Annotated in this window: 17 protein-coding genes and 1 tRNA gene; 12 read left to right on the top strand and 6 right to left on the bottom strand. The window is 69.0% G+C overall.

The genetic code is table 11. The features are described from left to right. Positions 1-245 precede the first annotated feature (245 nt). Complete coding sequence (gene ubaA, locus NO900_RS16935) at positions 246-1058, top strand: SAMP-activating enzyme E1 (protein ID WP_256409130.1); 813 nt, start codon at positions 246-248, stop codon at positions 1056-1058. A gap of 52 nt (positions 1059-1110) precedes the next feature. Here the strand turns inward: ubaA and NO900_RS16930 are convergent, their stop codons facing one another. Continuing rightward, positions 1111-1527 carry a zinc ribbon domain-containing protein gene (locus tag NO900_RS16930; protein ID WP_256409129.1) on the bottom strand — a complete coding sequence of 139 codons (417 nt, stop codon included), beginning with the start codon at positions 1525-1527 and terminating at the stop codon, positions 1111-1113. A 106-nt stretch (positions 1528-1633) separates the two neighbouring features. Here NO900_RS16930 and NO900_RS16925 point away from each other — a divergent pair, with 106 nt between their 5' ends. From NO900_RS16925 to thsB, 5 genes are all read left to right on the top strand, one after another. Next, complete coding sequence (locus NO900_RS16925; RefSeq protein WP_256409128.1) at positions 1634-2014, top strand: Rid family detoxifying hydrolase; 381 nt, start codon at positions 1634-1636, stop codon at positions 2012-2014. Next, complete coding sequence (locus NO900_RS16920) at positions 2015-2317, top strand: DUF7981 family protein (RefSeq protein WP_256409127.1); 303 nt, start codon at positions 2015-2017, stop codon at positions 2315-2317. A 27-nt stretch (positions 2318-2344) separates the two neighbouring features. After that, positions 2345-2426 (top strand) — tRNA-Ser (locus tag NO900_RS16915). Positions 2427-2688: 262 nt separating this feature from the next. Then, positions 2689-2853, top strand: a complete 165-nt coding sequence (locus NO900_RS16910; protein WP_256409126.1) for a hypothetical protein — start codon at positions 2689-2691, stop codon at positions 2851-2853. A 324-nt stretch (positions 2854-3177) separates the two neighbouring features. Beyond that, a complete protein-coding gene (thsB, locus tag NO900_RS16905) occupies positions 3178-4824 on the top strand; it encodes a thermosome subunit beta (protein ID WP_256409270.1) in 1647 nt (548 codons plus the stop codon). A 756-nt stretch (positions 4825-5580) separates the two neighbouring features. Here thsB and NO900_RS16900 read toward each other — a convergent pair. Both NO900_RS16900 and NO900_RS16895 read right to left on the bottom strand, forming a co-directional pair. Beyond that, on the bottom strand, positions 5581-6171 hold the full coding sequence (locus NO900_RS16900) for a 50S ribosomal protein L15e (protein WP_256409125.1): 591 nt from the start codon (positions 6169-6171) through the stop codon (positions 5581-5583). A gap of 674 nt (positions 6172-6845) precedes the next feature. After that, entirely contained in the window at positions 6846-8171 is a 1326-nt protein-coding gene (locus tag NO900_RS16895; RefSeq protein WP_256409124.1) for a sodium-dependent transporter, read from the bottom strand. A 233-nt stretch (positions 8172-8404) separates the two neighbouring features. On the opposite strand from NO900_RS16895, the gene NO900_RS16890 reads away from it, so the two are divergent. From NO900_RS16890 to NO900_RS16880, 3 genes are all read left to right on the top strand, one after another. Further along, entirely contained in the window at positions 8405-8641 is a 237-nt protein-coding gene (locus NO900_RS16890) for a ribbon-helix-helix domain-containing protein (RefSeq protein WP_256409123.1), read from the top strand. Next, the gene (locus tag NO900_RS16885; protein WP_256409122.1) at positions 8634-9359 is read left to right on the top strand and encodes a queuosine precursor transporter; all 726 of its coding nucleotides are present in this window, start codon (positions 8634-8636) and stop codon (positions 9357-9359) included. The genes NO900_RS16890 and NO900_RS16885 overlap by 8 nt, the downstream gene beginning before the upstream one ends. A gap of 74 nt (positions 9360-9433) precedes the next feature. After that, a complete protein-coding gene (locus NO900_RS16880) occupies positions 9434-10165 on the top strand; it encodes a DUF5781 family protein (RefSeq protein ID WP_256409121.1) in 732 nt (243 codons plus the stop codon). A gap of 457 nt (positions 10166-10622) precedes the next feature. On the opposite strand, the gene NO900_RS16875 is transcribed toward NO900_RS16880, so the two are convergent. Continuing rightward, positions 10623-11999 carry a hemolysin family protein gene (locus NO900_RS16875; RefSeq protein ID WP_256409120.1) on the bottom strand — a complete coding sequence of 459 codons (1377 nt, stop codon included), beginning with the start codon at positions 11997-11999 and terminating at the stop codon, positions 10623-10625. A 212-nt stretch (positions 12000-12211) separates the two neighbouring features. Here NO900_RS16875 and NO900_RS16870 point away from each other — a divergent pair, with 212 nt between their 5' ends. From NO900_RS16870 to NO900_RS16860, 3 genes are all read left to right on the top strand, one after another. Beyond that, positions 12212-12538: a glutaredoxin family protein gene (locus NO900_RS16870; RefSeq protein ID WP_256409119.1), complete on the top strand. Its 327-nt coding sequence runs from the start codon at positions 12212-12214 to the stop codon at positions 12536-12538. 1 nt (position 12539) lies between these two features. Beyond that, complete coding sequence (locus NO900_RS16865) at positions 12540-13049, top strand: redoxin domain-containing protein (protein WP_256409118.1); 510 nt, start codon at positions 12540-12542, stop codon at positions 13047-13049. A 132-nt stretch (positions 13050-13181) separates the two neighbouring features. Then, positions 13182-13862 carry an L-threonylcarbamoyladenylate synthase gene (locus NO900_RS16860; protein WP_256409117.1) on the top strand — a complete coding sequence of 227 codons (681 nt, stop codon included), beginning with the start codon at positions 13182-13184 and terminating at the stop codon, positions 13860-13862. A gap of 31 nt (positions 13863-13893) precedes the next feature. Here the strand turns inward: NO900_RS16860 and NO900_RS16855 are convergent, their stop codons facing one another. Both NO900_RS16855 and NO900_RS16850 read right to left on the bottom strand, forming a co-directional pair. Further along, on the bottom strand, positions 13894-14160 hold the full coding sequence (locus NO900_RS16855) for an HAH_0734 family protein (RefSeq protein ID WP_256409116.1): 267 nt from the start codon (positions 14158-14160) through the stop codon (positions 13894-13896). A 71-nt stretch (positions 14161-14231) separates the two neighbouring features. Then, on the bottom strand, positions 14232-16052 hold the full coding sequence (locus NO900_RS16850; RefSeq protein ID WP_256409115.1) for a ribosome biogenesis/translation initiation ATPase RLI: 1821 nt from the start codon (positions 16050-16052) through the stop codon (positions 14232-14234). Between the last annotated feature and the right edge of the window lies 1 nt (position 16053).

The raw sequence follows: 16053 nt of genomic DNA, 5'->3' as shown, positions 1-16053 counted from the left end.
TCGAGGACGGCGCAGGCGACGTAAGCACTGGAGGGAGCGAGCAACGCGAGCGACCGAAGCGCGCAACGAGCGTGCGCCGTCCTCGACGACTGGGGCTTTGGCGGTGTTCACTACCGAACCGGGATCAACCGTGTATCGCCGAGCGGCTGGGGCTCTGGCGGTGTTCACCGCAGTCGGCGCCACACCAGCAACGATGGAGTGCGCTCGGGAACACGATTATACCGTCGCCCCGCCCACGTCGACCCATGAGTCTCTCGCTCGACGCCGACCAGCTCGACCGGTACTCCAGGCACGTCATCATGGACGAGGTCGGCCCGGAGGGACAGCGACGCCTCCTCGACGGCCGCGCTCTCGTCATTGGAGCGGGCGGGCTCGGCGCGCCCGTCATCCAGTACCTCGCGGCCGCCGGCGTGGGGACGCTCGGGATCGTCGACGACGACGTCGTCGAGCGCTCGAACCTCCAGCGGCAAGTGGTCCACGGCGACGCCGACGTGGGCGAGCCGAAGGTCGAGTCCGCGGCCAGGTACGTCGACCGGCTCAACCCCGACATCGACGTGGAGACGCACGAGACGCGCCTCGACGAGGGGAACGTGCGCGACCTGCTCGCCGGGCACGACGTCGTCGTCGACTGCGCGGACAACTTCCGGACGCGGTACGTCGTCAACGACGCGGCCCGGATCGAGGGGGTGCCCGTCGTCCACGGCGCGATCTACAAGTTCGAGGGGCAGGCGACGACGCTCGTCCCCGACGGCCCCTGCTACCGGTGTCTGTTCCCCGAGGCGCCCGAGCCCGGGACGGTCCCCGACTGCGCGGCGACCGGCGTGCTCGGCGTGCTCCCCGGCACGGTCGGGTGTATCCAGGCGACCGAGGCGATCAAACTCCTGCTCGACGCGGGCGAGACGCTCGACGGCCGGCTCCTCTTCTACGACGCGATGGACCTGAGCTTCGAGACGGTGCCCTACCGCCGGAATCCGGACTGTCCGGTGTGCGGCGACGACGGCATCGAGACGATCGACGGGATCGACTACTCCGGCGGCTGTCGCGTGGACGCGGACTAGCGCCGGTCGGGTCCGTGCCGACGCCGACTCGGCTCGGACCGACCGGCCGCGCTCACAGCGAGCGCTCGGTCACCGCCGACCCCCCGGCGGCGCCCGAGCCGTCGCCCGCGAACCCCGACCGGACGCACCACCGACAGTAGCGGAAGTCCGGCCGGTTCTCGGCCCCGCAGTGCCGGCAGACGACGGTCTCGCCGTCGGCGTCGAGCGGCGGCGGGTCCCCGTCCGGGTCGGTCCCGCTCGCCGTCGAGCCGGCGTCGGCGCCCACGGCGAACTCCGGCCCGGCGGCCGCGGCGCCGTCGGAGTCGGAGTCCTCCTCCAGAATCGACTCCGACGGCGACGAGTCACCCGGGGAGCCGAGCGCTTCGGGCGGGTCCCAGTTCCGCCTCGCGAGGAGCCACGCGAGCACGACGTTGGCGGCGAGCACCCCGACGAACACCGCGGCGACCGGAAGGAGGTTGCCACCCGTCATATGGTGTGTGTTAGCAGGCGAGGAATATATGCCCAACGGCGGTCGGAGGGGGGGGTTCGCTCGGGTCCCCGGCACTCTTAGGGCGGCCCGCCGAACGAGGGGGTACATGAAGGAGATCGTTCACACCGACGCGGCGCCCGAGGCGGTCGGGGCGTACAGCCAGGCGACGACGAACGGCGAGCTCGTCTTCACGGCCGGGCAGATCCCGCTGACGCCCGACGGCGAGCTCCTCGGCGACGCGCCGATCGCGGAACAGACGGAGCGGGCCCTCGACAACCTCGTCGCCGTGCTCGACGAGGCGGGCGCGGCGCCGGCGGACGTGTTGAAGACGACCGTCTTCCTCGCCGACATCGACGACTTCGACGAGATGAACGCGACGTACGCGGACTACTTCGACGAGTCGCCGCCGGCGCGGTCGGCGGTACAGGCGGGCGCGCTCCCGAAGGGCGTCGGGATCGAGATCGAGGCGGTCGCCGCCGTCGAGTAGATGACCGCCGAGGGCGACGAGGGCGGGAGCGAGGGCGACGAACGCGAGGCGGGAGGTCGCTCGGACGCCCCCGCCGCGCGGCCGGCGAAGCGCGCCAGGGCGAAGTCGGCGGCCCTGTGGGGGCTCGTCGGCGGGTTCGGGTTCGTCGTGCTCGCGCAGGGGTTCCTGATCGTCGCGGGCGACCTCCCGGTCGGGTACGGCGGCGTGGTCGGTCTCGCCGCGGCCGTCGCCGTCGCGTCCGGCGGAATCGCCTACGCGACCGAACACCGTCTGCGTGCGAAGCGCGTGAAAAGAAGGACTTAACAGTCGCACCGGATTATCTCGGCGTGAGCCAGGATGGCCGAGTGGTAAGGCGCACGCCTGGAAAGCGTGTTCCCTTCCGGGATCGGGGGTTCAAATCCCTCTCCTGGCGTTCTTTGTCGACGCCGATCACGAGCGAGGAGCGGAGCGAGGAGCGAGTCCGGCGTCGACGAACCCGGACGAGGATTTGAACCCAACCAGTCGCGCGTAGCGAACGATGCGAGCGAACACGTCTGATTTCGGTTTGAATCCTCCTCCCGGCGTTTTCTACCCGTACGACCCGCGTCGCAAGATGTGGTCTCCATCAGTATAGTCGACGTTCTCAGAGGCCGACATAAGACTCATATGCATGGGTAGAGTTGACACGGGTGACGATGCCAGACACGAAATCGGGTCGCGAGCGGAAAGGGAGAGACAAGCGCCGGCAGCTGGAGAGCCGGCTCAACGAACGCGAGCTCAGCGCCGCCGACGAGCCGCCGGAGCCGACGCTCGACGAGGTCGACTCGGAGTATCTCGACGGGGACGAGCTCGGTCGGTGAACGCTCGCGACCGAACGCCGTCTTCGATTTTGCGAATATAGTTACTCGCCGCGAGCGACCCGCCAGCCGTCTCACGCGCCGAGAGCGACGCTCTTCCCGCGCGTCCGCCTTCCGACGCGTCGACGTAGTATATAAATAATGCCGCAGAGGCGACGGAATCGCCGTGAAGTGCCATGCTAACTACTCGCACAAAATCGAACTAATCGCCGCGTAGTCGGGCGTTTTTCGGGAACGATACACCGTCGATCGCGGCGACGACCGATCGCTCCTCAACGACGGATTTATATAGAATCACAATCAATCAAACGCTGTATGAGTCAGCGAATGCAGCAGGGTCAGCCGATGATCATCATGGGCGACGACGCCCAGCGCGTCCAGGACAAGGACGCACAGGAGTACAACATCTCCGCGGCGCGCGGCGTCGCCGAGTCCGTACGCTCGACGCTCGGACCGAAAGGGATGGACAAGATGCTCGTCGACTCGACGGGCGACGTCACCATCACGAACGACGGCGTCACCATCCTGCAGACGATGGACATCGACAACCCGACCGCCGAGATGATCGTCGAGGTCGCCGAGACCCAGGAGGACGAGGCCGGCGACGGCACGACGAGCGCGGTCGCGATCGCGGGCGAGCTCCTCAAGAACGCCGAGGACCTCCTCGAACAGGACATCCACCCGACGGCGGTGATCAAGGGCTTCAACCTCGCGAGCGAGTACGCCCGCGAGCAGGTCGACGAGGTCGCCACGCGCGTCGAGCCCGACGACACGGAGACGCTGAAGAACGTCGCCGAGACGTCGATGACCGGCAAGGGCGCCGAGCTCGACAAGGAGACCCTCGCCGACCTCGTCGTCCGCGCCATCCAGGGCGTCACCGTCGAGGCCGACGACGGCTCGCACGTCGTCGACCTCGCGAACCTCAACATCGAGACCCGCACCGGCCGCGCGGCCGGCGAGTCGGAGCTCCTCTCGGGTGCAGTGATCGACAAGGACCCCGTCCACGACGACATGCCGACCGACTTCGAGTCGGCCGACGTCCTCCTCCTCAACGACCCGATCGAGGTTGAGGAGGCCGACGTCGACACCTCCGTCAACGTCGACTCCCCGGACCAGCTCCAGAAGTTCCTCGACCAGGAGGAAGAGCAGCTCCGGGAGAAGGTCGACAAGATCGTCGAGTCGGGCGCCGACGTCGTCTTCTGTCAGAAGGGGATCGACGACCTCGCCCAGCACTACCTCGCGAAGGAGGGCATCCTCGCGGTCCGCCGGACGAAGAAGTCCGACCTGAGCTTCCTGAAGAACGTGCTCGGCGCGCCGATCGTCACCGACCTCGACTCGCTCACCGCCGAGGACCTCGCGGTCGGCTCGATCGAGCGCGACGAGGAGGAGGGCTTGTTCTACGTCGAGGGCGAGGACGCCCACGGCGTCACCCTCCTGCTGTACGGCACCACCGACCACGTCGTCGACGAGCTCGAACGCGGCATCGAGGACGCCATCGACGTCGTCGCGACGACCGTCTCCGACGGCCGCACGCTCCCTGGCGGCGGCGCCATCGAGGTCGAGCTCGCCCGCCGGCTCCGCGACTACGCCGACTCCGTCTCCGGCCGCGAGCAGCTCGCCGTCGAGGCGTTCGCCGACTCGCTGGAGCTGATTCCCCGCGTGCTCGCCGAGAACGCCGGGCTCGACGCCATCGACCTGCTCGTCGACCTGCGCGCGGCCCACGAGGCGGGCGACGCGCACGCCGGGCTGAACGTCTTCTCTGGCGAGGTCGAGGACACCGCCGAGGCCGGCGTCGTGGAGACGGCGCAGGCGAAGGAGCAGGCGATCTCCTCGGCCGCCGAGGCCGCGAACCTCGTCCTGAAAATCGACGACATCATCTCCGCGGGCGACCTGTCGACCGCCAGCGACGACGACGAGGGCGGCGCGCCCGGCGGCGGCATGGGCGGCATGGGCGGCATGGGCGGTGCGATGTGACGATTCGGTAGGTCACAGCTCCCCCATACCTGCTCCGACCGCGCATCGTCACCCGAACACACACGCTTGCGTTCCCCCGGTTTTGCCTTTTTATACTGCTGAAACCCGTCGTAGTCGAAACCGCTACTTCGGTCACAATCAATGCAGGAATAGCGGTGAGTAACAGCGAGAGTGGGTATAGTACGTTGTGAGAGAGATCGTTTATAAGTCGGAACGTGGTGTTGCTGTTGGTGGTTTATACCTGATCGACGCTGCTGCGGAGAAGACCCTCAAAGCCCCAGCCGCGCTCGGCTCCCACAGCTCGCTGCGGTCCTCAGTCGGTCGCTAACGCTCCCTCCTTGCGGTCCTTTCGTCGCTGGGGTTCGCCGAGCGCGGCTGCCCCTTTGAGTCCCACCCACCGCAACCGCACGGCAGCCTCACGCCTCCCCAGCCTCGCGGTTCGCGCTCTGTGAGCGCTCACCGCGTCCCTCGCACCGTCGGCTCGCGGCCCTTCGGGCCGCTCGCCGGGGCGCGCCACCGCCACGTCTATTTATAAGTGATCGTCGCCGTCGCTCACGGCTATTTAAATACCGAACCGCCACCGCCGATCTGCAACACTCACTCCCCCTATCGATCAGGATGCCCGTTGGGTGACCCGCCGTTTCAGAAGAGGACGTTCTGAAGCAGAGAGATTCGAGACACGAGAGCTCTGCTCGACGTCGCCGCTACGCAACTGATAAACGAGAGAAGTCGATTGCGACCGCAGGCGGCGAACCGTTATTTGCCTTGGCGGTCGTTTCCGGTGACGCTCGGCCGGGTCTTCTCCGTGCCCTTGCCGCGTTTGCGCTGGCCGCGGCCCTTCGTGCCGGCGGAGGTGAGCCCGCGGAAGGCGCGCCCGCGGTGGTCGTCGGAGGTGATCCAGCCGAGGTCGTCGTCGTTCTCGATCGCGGGGTGGGCGGGGTCCACGAGGATGACCTCGTGCCACTTCTGCGAGCCGTCCTCGCCGACCCAGTAGGAGTTGAGCACGCGGAGGTTGCGGTACTTCCGCGAGGCGCGCTCCTCGGCGATGCGCTGGATCGACTTGCGGCGCGAGAGGCGGTTGACGCCCTGGCGCTTCGAGCGGCGACCCGCCGTGAAGCGCTGCTTGCGCGAGCCGCCTTTCCGGACGCTCACGCGGGCGACGATGACGCCCTGCTTGGCCTTGTAGCCCAGCTCGCGGGCCTTGTCCAGCCGAGTGGGGCGCTCGATGCGCTCGATGGCGCCCTGGTCGCGCCACTCCTGTTTGCGCTGCCACTGCAGCTCCGCCAGTTTCCCCTCCTTGGGGGACCGCCACGCCTCCTTGATGTGCGAGTAGAAGCTTCGTGCCATATGTTGTCCGCGGACGGTTGCGATTCAGCCGCGAGGCGGCCACATGTCGTCTCGTCCCGGGGTGTCAACCGCGTCGACGGCGACGTTCGCGTCGGCGTCGACGGGCGCCCGGCGGCGAGTGCCCGCTGTGTCCGCACCAGCGAGTTGGCCGTATTTCCCGCGGTTCGCCCTTAACCGCTTCGCTACGGCGTTCGCGTGGGTGGCGGTGGCACGCCTCGGACGACGACGACGGACCCGTCCGAGCGGAGGGACGTCGACGCGTCGCGATCGGGTCCGGTTCGTCGAGCGCGGACCGGTCGGTACCGAGCGGGAGTACGAAGAGCGGGGTCGTCGAGACCCGGGGCGCACCCCACGGATGTCAGGACCGCGGGACGCGCCGCGGTGGGTCGCTCACGGGCGGCGTGGGGGTAACGGGCGCGTCCCACAGGGAGCGGGACACACCGTCGGTGACGAGTACCGCTCAACCGTCGCCGATGGTCGTCTCGTCCATCGGCGTCCGATCGTTGCGACGCGAGTTCGATAAGCCCGAGCCCCCGACACCGTGGGGCTTTTTCCCCAGTCGGGAGCGAGGAGGGCAGTCTTCGGTACCGCGCGCAGTCTTCGGTACCGCACGCCGACTCCGCCCGCGCGTCCCGTCCGTCAGTCGCGTCCGCACCGCCGTCGCGTCCGAGCGCTCACAGCGCCGCCCCCATCGCGTCGACGGTCGCCAGCACGCCGAAGTAGAGGACGTACAACAGTATCAGGACGATCGGGACTCGGAGCAGCCAGATCCAGACCGCGCCGAGCGCGTCGCCGCCGCGCATCCCCGTCCGGAGCTCCTCGGTCCCCTCGGCGGCGTACGCCCAGCCGACGAAGACCGCGAGCAGGAGTCCGCCGCCGATGAGCAGCACCTGGTTGGCGAGCACGTCGTACGCGGTGAGGTAGCGCAGGTCGATCGCCGTCGGGATCCCCAGGAGGAAGATCGCGACCGCGACACCGGCGGTCGCGGGCTTCCGGTCGACGTCGAACGTCTCGGTGACGTAGGCGACGATCACTTCGAGGATGCTGAACGCGCTCGTGACCGCGGCCATGAACAGCGCGACGTAGAACACCGTGCCGACGGCCCGACCGGCCGGGAACTCCGCGAACGCGGTCCCGAGCGCCACGAACACCGTTCCCGGGCCGCCCGTCCCCGGATCGACGCCCTGCGAGAACAGGAACGGGAAGATGGCGAGGCCGGCTAAGAGCGCGATGGAGGTGTCGACGACGAGGATGATCAGACCGTCGTTGAGCAGACTGCGGTCCTCGCCGAGGTAGGAGGCGTACGTGACCATCACGCCCATCCCGAGCGAGAGGGTGAAGAAGGCCTGTCCGGCCGCGTCGGGCAGCAGCGCGAGCGCGTCGCCGAACAGCGTCGAGACGTCCGGCGAGAGGTAGAAGGCGTACCCCTCGGCCGCGCCCTCCAGCGTCGCGCCGTAGCCGGCGAGGAGGACGAGCAGGACGACGACGCTCGGGATCATGAACTTCGCCGCGCGTTCGAGGCCGTTGCGGACGCCGAGGACGACGATGCCGGCGACGAACGCCATGAACAGCGCGTCGAAGGCGATCGCGTTCGCTCCGACCGACACCGACTCGAAGTACGCCGCGGGGTCGCTGGTGTACGCGCCCGTGACGCTCGCGATGATGTACTGGATCACCCAGCCGCCGACCACGCTGTAGTACGACAGGATGACGAAGCCGGCGAGCGCGCCGAGGCCGCCGATGAACCGCCAGTTCGAGCGGCCGAGCGCCTCGAACGCCCCGATCACGTTGCGGTTCGACCGCCGCCCGATCACGAACTCCGCCAGCACGAGCGGTAACCCCACCCCGACGACGAGCAGGAGGTACGCGACGAGGAACGCCGCGCCCCCTGACTCGGCGGTGAGGAAGGGGAATCGCCAGACGTTTCCGAGTCCCACGGCGCTGCCCGCCGCCGCGAGGATGAACCCCGCCCGCGTCGCCCACGATTCTCGTTGGACCATAGTCGGCGAATATCGACCATCGGGCCTATGAAAGGCGTTCGATCGCGGCGCGCCGACGGGGCGTCCCGCGATCGGGCGACGCGACGGCGTCGCATCCCGCGACGCGACGGTACTGCGTCCGGAACGGTGCGCTTTAATCACCCCGACGATAATCCCGTGATAGTATCATGAGAGTATTCCAGCGGCCGGAGACGGCCGATCGGACGATGGCGTCCCCGGAGGGTGAGTGACCCGTGCCCAAGATCAGCGTCGAGATCCCCGGCGAACTGCTCGACGACCTCGACGAGCACGTCGGCGACGACGGGAAGTTCGTGAACCGCAGCGACGCGGTCCGGGCGTCGATCCGCAAGACGCTCGACCGCCTCGACGAGATCGACGCGCGGCACGGCCGGCTCGACACCGGCGGCGTCGACGGGGGCAACATCGACGGGGGCGACGCCGACCACGGCGACGAGGCGAGCGATGAGTAGCCGGACGCGGGGAGAGGCCCGGAGCGGCGGCCCCTTCGCGGCCGACCCGCTCGACCGCTCCGCGGTGGCCGCGGTCGGGCTGATCACCCTGTTCGTCGTCGCCCTAGCGACCGCGCAGCTCACCGCCGCGAAGGTGCTCGCGCTGCCGCTCCCGGTCGCGCTCCCGGTCGTCGGCGCCGAGATCACCCTGCCGGGCGCCGCGCTCGCGTACGCGCTGACGTTCCTCGCGTCCGACTGCTACGCCGAGCTGTACGGCCGCCGCGCCGCGCAGGTGGTCGTCAACGTCGCGTTCCTCGCGAACTTCCTCGTCCTCGCGCTGGTGTGGTCGACGCTCGCCGCCCCCGGCGTGAATCCCGAGATCTCGGCCGCGTTCGACACCGCTCTCGCGCCGGCGACTGGCGTCGTCGCCGGCAGCCTGCTCGCGTACGTCGTGAGCCAGAACTGGGACGTGTTCGTCTTCCACGCGATCCGCGACCGCACCGGCGAGGGGCTGCTGTGGCTCCGCAACATCGCCTCGACCGCGACGAGTCAGGCGATCGACACCGTGATCTTCGTCGGCGTCGCGTTCTACGTCGCGCCGGTCCTGCTCGGGACCGGGGAGCCGTTCGCGCCGTCGCTCCTCCTCACGCTCGGCCTCGGGCAATACCTCCTCAAGCTCGCGATCGCCGTCCTCGACACCCCGATCGTCTACCTCGTCGTGGGCGCCGTGCGCGAGTAGGCGACCGCCGCGCTCGGCGGTCCGCGCCGAGGGGCGCAAGAAACTTACCGCCCGCCGTCGTGTGAACGGTACGCATGGATCTCCGCGTGCAGGGTGACGTTCCCCCCGATCCGTTCCTCGGCGCCGCCGACCTGTTCGAGACCGAGTGGTCCCTCGACGATCCGGTTCACGTGAAGGTGCGCGAGGACCCCGACGAGCGGACGTGGGCCGGCCACTACGACGGCTACCACGTCCTCAACGTCTCGAAGCGCGCCGCCACCAGCGCGATGGCCCGCGAGCTGGCCGTCCACGAGCTCTCGCACATGGCCCGCTACGAGGAGGGCCACGCCTCGCACGTCCAGTCGACGGAGGAGGCGCTCTACCTGGGCCTCTCGGGCGAAAAGGTGGAGCGCCGCAAGCTCGCGCACTGCTACCAGATCGCGAACCACATGAAGGACATCTACGCCGACGACATCACCCTCTCCGTCGCGCCCGCGGACAAGCTCCTCGGCTTCCTGGAGTCCACCCTCGCGGCCGCTGTCGCCGACCGCCCCGCCGTCTCGCGGGACGGCTCGCCGCCCGTGACGGCCGGCGCCGACCCGGAGATCACCGCGGTCAACGCCGCGTTCGCGCTCGCCCTCGTCGAGCGCCACGAGATCGCCGGACGAGACCACCGGATCTACGACCTCGCGCGCGCCGCCGGCAGCGACACCGACGCGGTCGACGTCGACGCGTTCAAGGAGCGCTTCCTCGGGCTCGGTCCCGACCCCTCCGAGAGCGACTACCGGAAGGCGCTCGTCGCGGCCGCCCGGGCGTACGCGGTGTGAGGGGCGATGAGAGGCTGAGAGAGGGGTAGGGGTTCGAACACGGCACGGGCGATCGACGACAACTGTTTATAAATGAATAGTGCGGCGGCGCGTGCCTGCGAGGCCGCTCCGCGGCCGAGCAGCACCGCGCGAGGGAGTCGCTGGCGGCGACCGCCGCCAGCGACGAGGCTGGGGAGGCGTGAGGTGCCGTGCGGTTGCGGTCGGAGTGGGACTCAAAGGGGCAGCCGTGAGCGGGACGCAGGCGACGAAAGGACCGCAAGGAGGGAGCGATAGCGACCGACTGAGGACCGCAGCGAGCGTGCGTCCCGCTCACGGCTGGGGCTTTGGAGGTGTGTACCGCACCAGCGACGGCCACGACGTACAGCCGAGCGGCTGAGGCTTTGGGGGAGTTCACCGCACCGGCGACAGCAACGACTCACAAGTGATCGCCATCGCCCGAACGATGCGTACGGGCGACTTATACCGCGTCGTCGGGCGCCGTTTCGGCCTCGCCGGCCCCGCCCTTCTCGGCCCCCTCTTCGTCGACGTCGAGCACCGTTACGCGCGCCGACATGATCCGCGTGTTGTCCACGCGCTCGATGCGGATCCGGACCCCGTCGAAATTGATCTCCTCGCCCTCCTCGACGAGGCGGCCGGCGCGGTTGAAGACGAAGCCGGCGAGCGTCTCGAACTCCTCGCCCTCCGGGAGGTCGATGCCGAGGATCTCGTTGACCTCGTCGATGTTCACCTCCCCCTGGACGACCGCGACGTTCTCTTCGAGGAACTCGACGGGCGCCTCCTCGTCGCCCTCCAAGATCTCGCCGACGATCTCCTCGACCATGTCTTCGAGGGTGATGATCCCCTCCGTGGTGCCGAACTCGTCGATGACGGTGACCATCTGGAGGCGGTTCTCCTGCATCTCCGCGAGCAGCTCGTCGGCGTTCTTCGACTCGGGGACGTGCAGCGTCGGCTTGACGACCCGCGCCAGCGACGGCTCGCCCTCGGAGTAGCGCAGCTCGCGGACGAGGTCCCGGACGGTCACCACGCCGATGATGTTGTCGAGGTTGCCCTCGTAGACGGGGACGCGCTCGTGGTCGGCCTGGATGCACGTCTCGATCGCCTCCTCGACCGGCTGCTCCTTCGCGACCGCGGTGACGTCGAGGCGGGGCGTCATCACCTCCTTGGCGATGGTGTTGTTGAACCGGAAGATGCGGTCGAGCATCTCGCGCTCCTCCTCCTCGATGACGCCCTCGCGCTCGCCCGTCTCGATGATGTCCTGGATCTCGTCGCGGGTGACGTACGTCGACTCGATCGCCGCGGAGCCCCCGATGACGCTGTTGACGCCCTTCACGATGTAGTCGAACAGCACCACCAGCGGGTAGAGCGCGTACTCCGAGGCCTTCAGCGGGCGGGCGATCCGGAGCGCCCACGACTCGGTGTTCTCGACGGCGTAGGACTTGGGGGCGCTCTCGCCGAAGATCAGGACGAGGGTGGTGATCCCGAACGTCGTCGCCAGCACGGACTGCCCGCTGGAGAGGTAGAATCCGAACAGCGCGGTCGCGATGGAGGTCATCGCGACGTTGACGATGTTGTTGCCGACGAGGATCGTCACGAGCAGCCGGTGGGGGTTCTCCTTCATGTCGCGGATCGTCTTCGCGCCCGTGACCCCCTCGTCGACGAGGCTGTCCACGCGGTGCTGCGGGAGGGAGAACATCGCGATCTCCGACGAGGAGAAGAACGCGGACAGGCCGATCAGCGTCAGGATGGCGAGGACGCCGAGGACCGTCACCGCGTTCTCCCCCGGCATCGGCAGCTGTAGCAGACCGGCTGTCAGCGTGCTCGACGACAAGCCCATATTCATTCGTCTTCCGGCGGCGGATGGTTAAAGGATTACCTTCGGCGACCCGGACGAGCGGGCGAACCGGCGGTCGGCGGCGGAACGGGTCGGCGGTCGGCGGTTGGCGGTCGGCGGCGAGACGGACCGCGGATCGCTCTCGATCGCGCCGGGCGAGCGCGGAGCGTGCCGCGGCCGACACGATTACACGTCCCGCGGTCGAATCGACGCCCATGACGGAGCCACAGATCACCCTGTACAGGTTACAGGCGTGCCCGTACTGCGAGCGCGTCGTCCGGACCCTGAACCGGTTCGGCCTGGAGTACGAGTCCCGGTACGTCGAGCCGATGCACTCGGAGCGGAACGTCGTCAAGCGCGTTTCCGGCGCCCGGAGCGTCCCGGCGATCGTCGACCGCGAGACCGGGGTGACGATGTCCGAGAGCGCGAACATCGTGGAGTACCTCGAAGGGACGTACGGCGACGCGGCGGCCGACGGGGGCCGCGCAGTCGACGACGCGGCGACCGACGGGGGCCGCGCAGTCGACGAGGGAGGTGCCTGAGATGCCCGACTTCGACGTCGTCTCCCTGCCCGAGACGGACCACGTCGCCGAGGGCGACGCGGCGCCCGACTTCACCCGCCCTCTCGTGAACGAGGAGTACTGGGAGGACCGCGCGCTCGACGACGTCGTCGACGGGCCGACGCTCCTCGTCTTCCATCCGATGGACGGCGCCTTCCAGGCGACCTACCTCTACAACACGATCGACGACCACGGGTGGGCCGACGACCTCGACGTGGTCGGCCTCTCGATCTCGTCGCCGTACGCCCACAAGCGCCTGCTCGCCGAGCGCGGCGAGGACGTCCGGATCTTCTCGGACCCCGGCGCGGGCGTGATCGAGGAGTACGGCGTCGCTCACGACATCGACGGCATGACCGGGATCACCGAGACGCGCCCGGCCGTGTTCCTCCTCGACGCCGACCGCACCGTCGAGTACGCGTGGGTCGCGAGCGAGCACCCCGAGTTCCCCGACGCCGAGGCGATCGACGACGCGATCGGTCGGCTCGTCGACTGAGACCGTCGTCGATATCGGCTCGACCGAGGCCTCGTCGACGCCGGTTCGACTGGTCCCGACGACGGTCTCCGCCGTGCGACCGCGTCGCCCACACACGTCATCCTTTTTTAAATCGCGGCCGAACGGTCGGCCGTGACGGACGACACAGACGATCGGGAGCCTCGGCCCGGATCCGAGCCGGATCCCGGACGCGACGCGGACCCGGGACGCGACGCCGCGAGCCGCCGTGACGACGTCCGGCGGGCGGCCGCGGCGGTCGCCGACGGCGAGCCCGTCGTCTACCCCACGGAGACGGTGTACGGGCTCGGCGCCGACGCGCTCGACGCCGACGCCGTCGAGCGCGCCTTCGAGCTGAAGGGCCGCGACCGGTCGAAGCCGCTCTCGCTGGGCGTCGCGAGCGTCGACGACGCGCTTCGCTACGCCCGCCCCACCGAGTTCGCGGTCGCGTTCGCCCGGGCGTTCCTCCCCGGCCCGGTGACGGTCGTCATCGAGCGCGGCGACGCGGTGCCCGACGCGCTCACCGCCGGGAGCGACCGGGTCGGGATCCGCGTGCCCGACCAGCCGGTCGCGAGGGCGCTCCTCCGTGAGACCGGCCCGCTCACCGCGACGAGCGCGAACGTCTCCGGAACGGGTAGCGTCACCGACCCCGCCGACCTCGACGACCGGATCCGCGAGGGGGTCGGCGCGGTGATCGACGACGGCGAGACGCCCGGCACGGAGAGCACCGTCGTCGATCCGGAAGCGGGGACGGTCCACCGCCGCGGCGCGATGGCCGGCGCGATCGAGGCGTGGCTGGCGGACCCGCCGGTGTAGGGCGGAGCGTAGCGTAGAACAGGCCGCGACCTCAGACCGCGAGCTCGCCCTTCTCGCTGAGCACCTCGACCTCCTCGGCGTCGACCGCGTCAACGTCGAGCCAGTGCGGTACGTACTCCCGTTTGTCGTACGCCTCGCGCTCGTCCTCGCTGCCGACGGTGCACCAGAGCTGGGGCTCGTCCGGGCCGTGCCAGCCGCCCTGGACGTTGATGCCGAAACAGACCAGCTCCTCGCCCTCGTACTCGATCACCGCGTCCCGCCGGATCCCGGGGTCGCCGCGAATGATGAGGTGTTGCATACCCCGCCGTTCGCGGGTTCCGTGCTTAATCGCTTCGATACGGCGGATCGGTCCGGCGGTGAGGCCTTCCCTCATCCGGAGTAGTAGTACTCGCCCTCGCGCTTCTGCCTGCTGTCGAGCTGCGAACCCGGCTTGTTGATCCGGGGGCGGCCCGTGCGCTCGTCGCGGCGGAAGGTGATGTCGAGGTCGGCGAGGAACTCGTTCATCCCGTCGCGCATGTCCTGCGGCGGCGCGGCGCGACCGCGCTCGGCCGGCTCGCCGTCGAACACCATCAGGCGGTCGGCGAGGAGGTCGATCATGTAGATGTCGTGGTCGATCACCATCACGGTCGCGTCGTGGTTCTCGGCGTACCGACGGATCGCCGTCGTCGCGCGGACGCGCTGCTCGACGTCGAGGTGCGCGGAGGGCTCGTCGAGCAGGTAGAGGTCGGCGTCCTCGGAGAGACAGGCCGCGATGGCGACGCGCTGGCGCTCGCCGCCCGACAGGTCCGCGAGGTTCTGCTCCATGATCCGCTCCAGTTGGAGCGGCTGGGCGACCTCCGTGTTCCAGTAGGAGGAGCCGAACTCGTCGGTGATCGAGGAGAGGAACGCGTCGACGCGCATCGGCTGGTCGATCTCGATGTACTGCGGCTTGTACGCGATGTCGAGCGCGAAGTCGAGCGCGCCCTCGTCCGGCTCCAGCGAGCCCGCGAACAGCTTCGCGAGCGTCGACTTCCCGATCCCGTTCGGCCCGACGACGCCGAGCACCTCGGAGTGGTTGATCTCGCCGCCCTCGACGTGCAGTTCGAACTCGCCGTCGCCGTACGACTTCGAGAGGTCGGGGTACTCCACCAGCGTCTCGCTGCGCGAGGCGACGCGGGGCGCGTGCTCCTCGAAGGTGATCGCGGAGGGGCGGATCCGCATGTTCTCGTTGTCGAGGTACCCCTTCAGGTACTCGTTGATCCCGTTGCGGACCGACTTGGGATCGGTGATGACCCCGTACGCGCCGGGCTCCCCGTAGGCGACGTGGAGGGTGTCGGCGAGCAGGTCGAGGATGGCGAGGTCGTGCTCGACGACGAGCATCGAGCGGTCGGCGGCGTCGTCGTCCGCCAGCTCCCGGATGAGCCGGGCGACGATCATCCGCTGGCCGATGTCGAGATAGGGGGTGATCTCGTCGAGGAAGTAGAAGTCGGCGTCGCGGGCGAGACACGCCGCGATGGCGACGCGCTGGAGCTCCCCGCCGGAGATGGAGTCGATGTCCTGGTCCATCACCGGGGCGATGTTGAGCCGCTCGATCAGCTCGTCGAGCGCGCCGCGCTCGTCGGTGCGCTCCAGCAGCTCGCGGGTGTTGCCGTCGAACTGCTTCGGGATCTGGTCGACGTACTGGGGTTTGCGGGAGACGCTCACGTCGCCCGCCTTCAGCGATTTCAGGTAGTTCTGAAGCCCCGTGCCGCGGAACCGGTCGAGCACGCGGTCCCAGTCGGCCTCCGCCTCGTGGTCGCCGAGGTTCGGGACCATCTCGCCGGCGAGCCCGTGGATCGCGGTCGACTTCCCGATCCCGTTCGGGCCGAGGATGCCGGTGACGTTGCCCGGCTCGGGGGTCGGAAGCCCGTACAGCGAGAAGGCGTTCTCGCCGTAGCGGTGGACCGGGTCCTCGTCGAGCTCGGAGGGGAGGTTGATGATCTCGATCGCGTCGAACGGGCACTTCTCGACGCAGATCCCGCAGGTCTCGCCCAGACAGATCTCCTCGGAGATGTGGATCTGGTCCGGGTCGCCCTCGACCGCGTCCTCGCCGCGCTCGGTGATGCACTCCTTGCCCGTCCGGTTCGGCGGGCAGTAGTTCGCGCACTCGTAGTTACACCGGTCGGGCTGACACCTGTCGAGGTCGACCACGGCGATGCTGTCGTCCGCCATC

The sequence above is a fragment of the Halorubrum rutilum genome (assembly GCF_024494565.1).
Note: the sequence above shows the minus strand (reverse complement) of the source record. Positions and strands in the feature narration are given on the sequence as shown.

Bases quoted from the DNA above. Each gene is read 5' to 3' on its own strand.
- ubaA (WP_256409130.1), top strand. From the start codon at position 246: ATGAGTCTCTCGCTCGACGCCGACCAGCTCGACCGGTACTCCAGGCAC.
- NO900_RS16930 (WP_256409129.1), bottom strand. From the start codon at position 1,527: ATGACGGGTGGCAACCTCCTTCCGGTCGCCGCGGTGTTCGTCGGGGTG.
- NO900_RS16925 (WP_256409128.1), top strand. From the start codon at position 1,634: ATGAAGGAGATCGTTCACACCGACGCGGCGCCCGAGGCGGTCGGGGCG.
- NO900_RS16920 (WP_256409127.1), top strand. From the start codon at position 2,015: ATGACCGCCGAGGGCGACGAGGGCGGGAGCGAGGGCGACGAACGCGAG.
- NO900_RS16910 (WP_256409126.1), top strand. From the start codon at position 2,689: ATGCCAGACACGAAATCGGGTCGCGAGCGGAAAGGGAGAGACAAGCGC.
- thsB (WP_256409270.1), top strand. From the start codon at position 3,178: ATGCAGCAGGGTCAGCCGATGATCATCATGGGCGACGACGCCCAGCGC.
- NO900_RS16900 (WP_256409125.1), bottom strand. From the start codon at position 6,171: ATGGCACGAAGCTTCTACTCGCACATCAAGGAGGCGTGGCGGTCCCCC.
- NO900_RS16895 (WP_256409124.1), bottom strand. From the start codon at position 8,171: ATGGTCCAACGAGAATCGTGGGCGACGCGGGCGGGGTTCATCCTCGCG.
- NO900_RS16885 (WP_256409122.1), top strand. From the start codon at position 8,634: ATGAGTAGCCGGACGCGGGGAGAGGCCCGGAGCGGCGGCCCCTTCGCG.
- NO900_RS16880 (WP_256409121.1), top strand. From the start codon at position 9,434: ATGGATCTCCGCGTGCAGGGTGACGTTCCCCCCGATCCGTTCCTCGGC.
- NO900_RS16875 (WP_256409120.1), bottom strand. From the start codon at position 11,999: ATGGGCTTGTCGTCGAGCACGCTGACAGCCGGTCTGCTACAGCTGCCG.
- NO900_RS16870 (WP_256409119.1), top strand. From the start codon at position 12,212: ATGACGGAGCCACAGATCACCCTGTACAGGTTACAGGCGTGCCCGTAC.
- NO900_RS16865 (WP_256409118.1), top strand. From the start codon at position 12,540: ATGCCCGACTTCGACGTCGTCTCCCTGCCCGAGACGGACCACGTCGCC.
- NO900_RS16855 (WP_256409116.1), bottom strand. From the start codon at position 14,160: ATGCAACACCTCATCATTCGCGGCGACCCCGGGATCCGGCGGGACGCG.
- NO900_RS16850 (WP_256409115.1), bottom strand. From the start codon at position 16,052: ATGGCGGACGACAGCATCGCCGTGGTCGACCTCGACAGGTGTCAGCCC.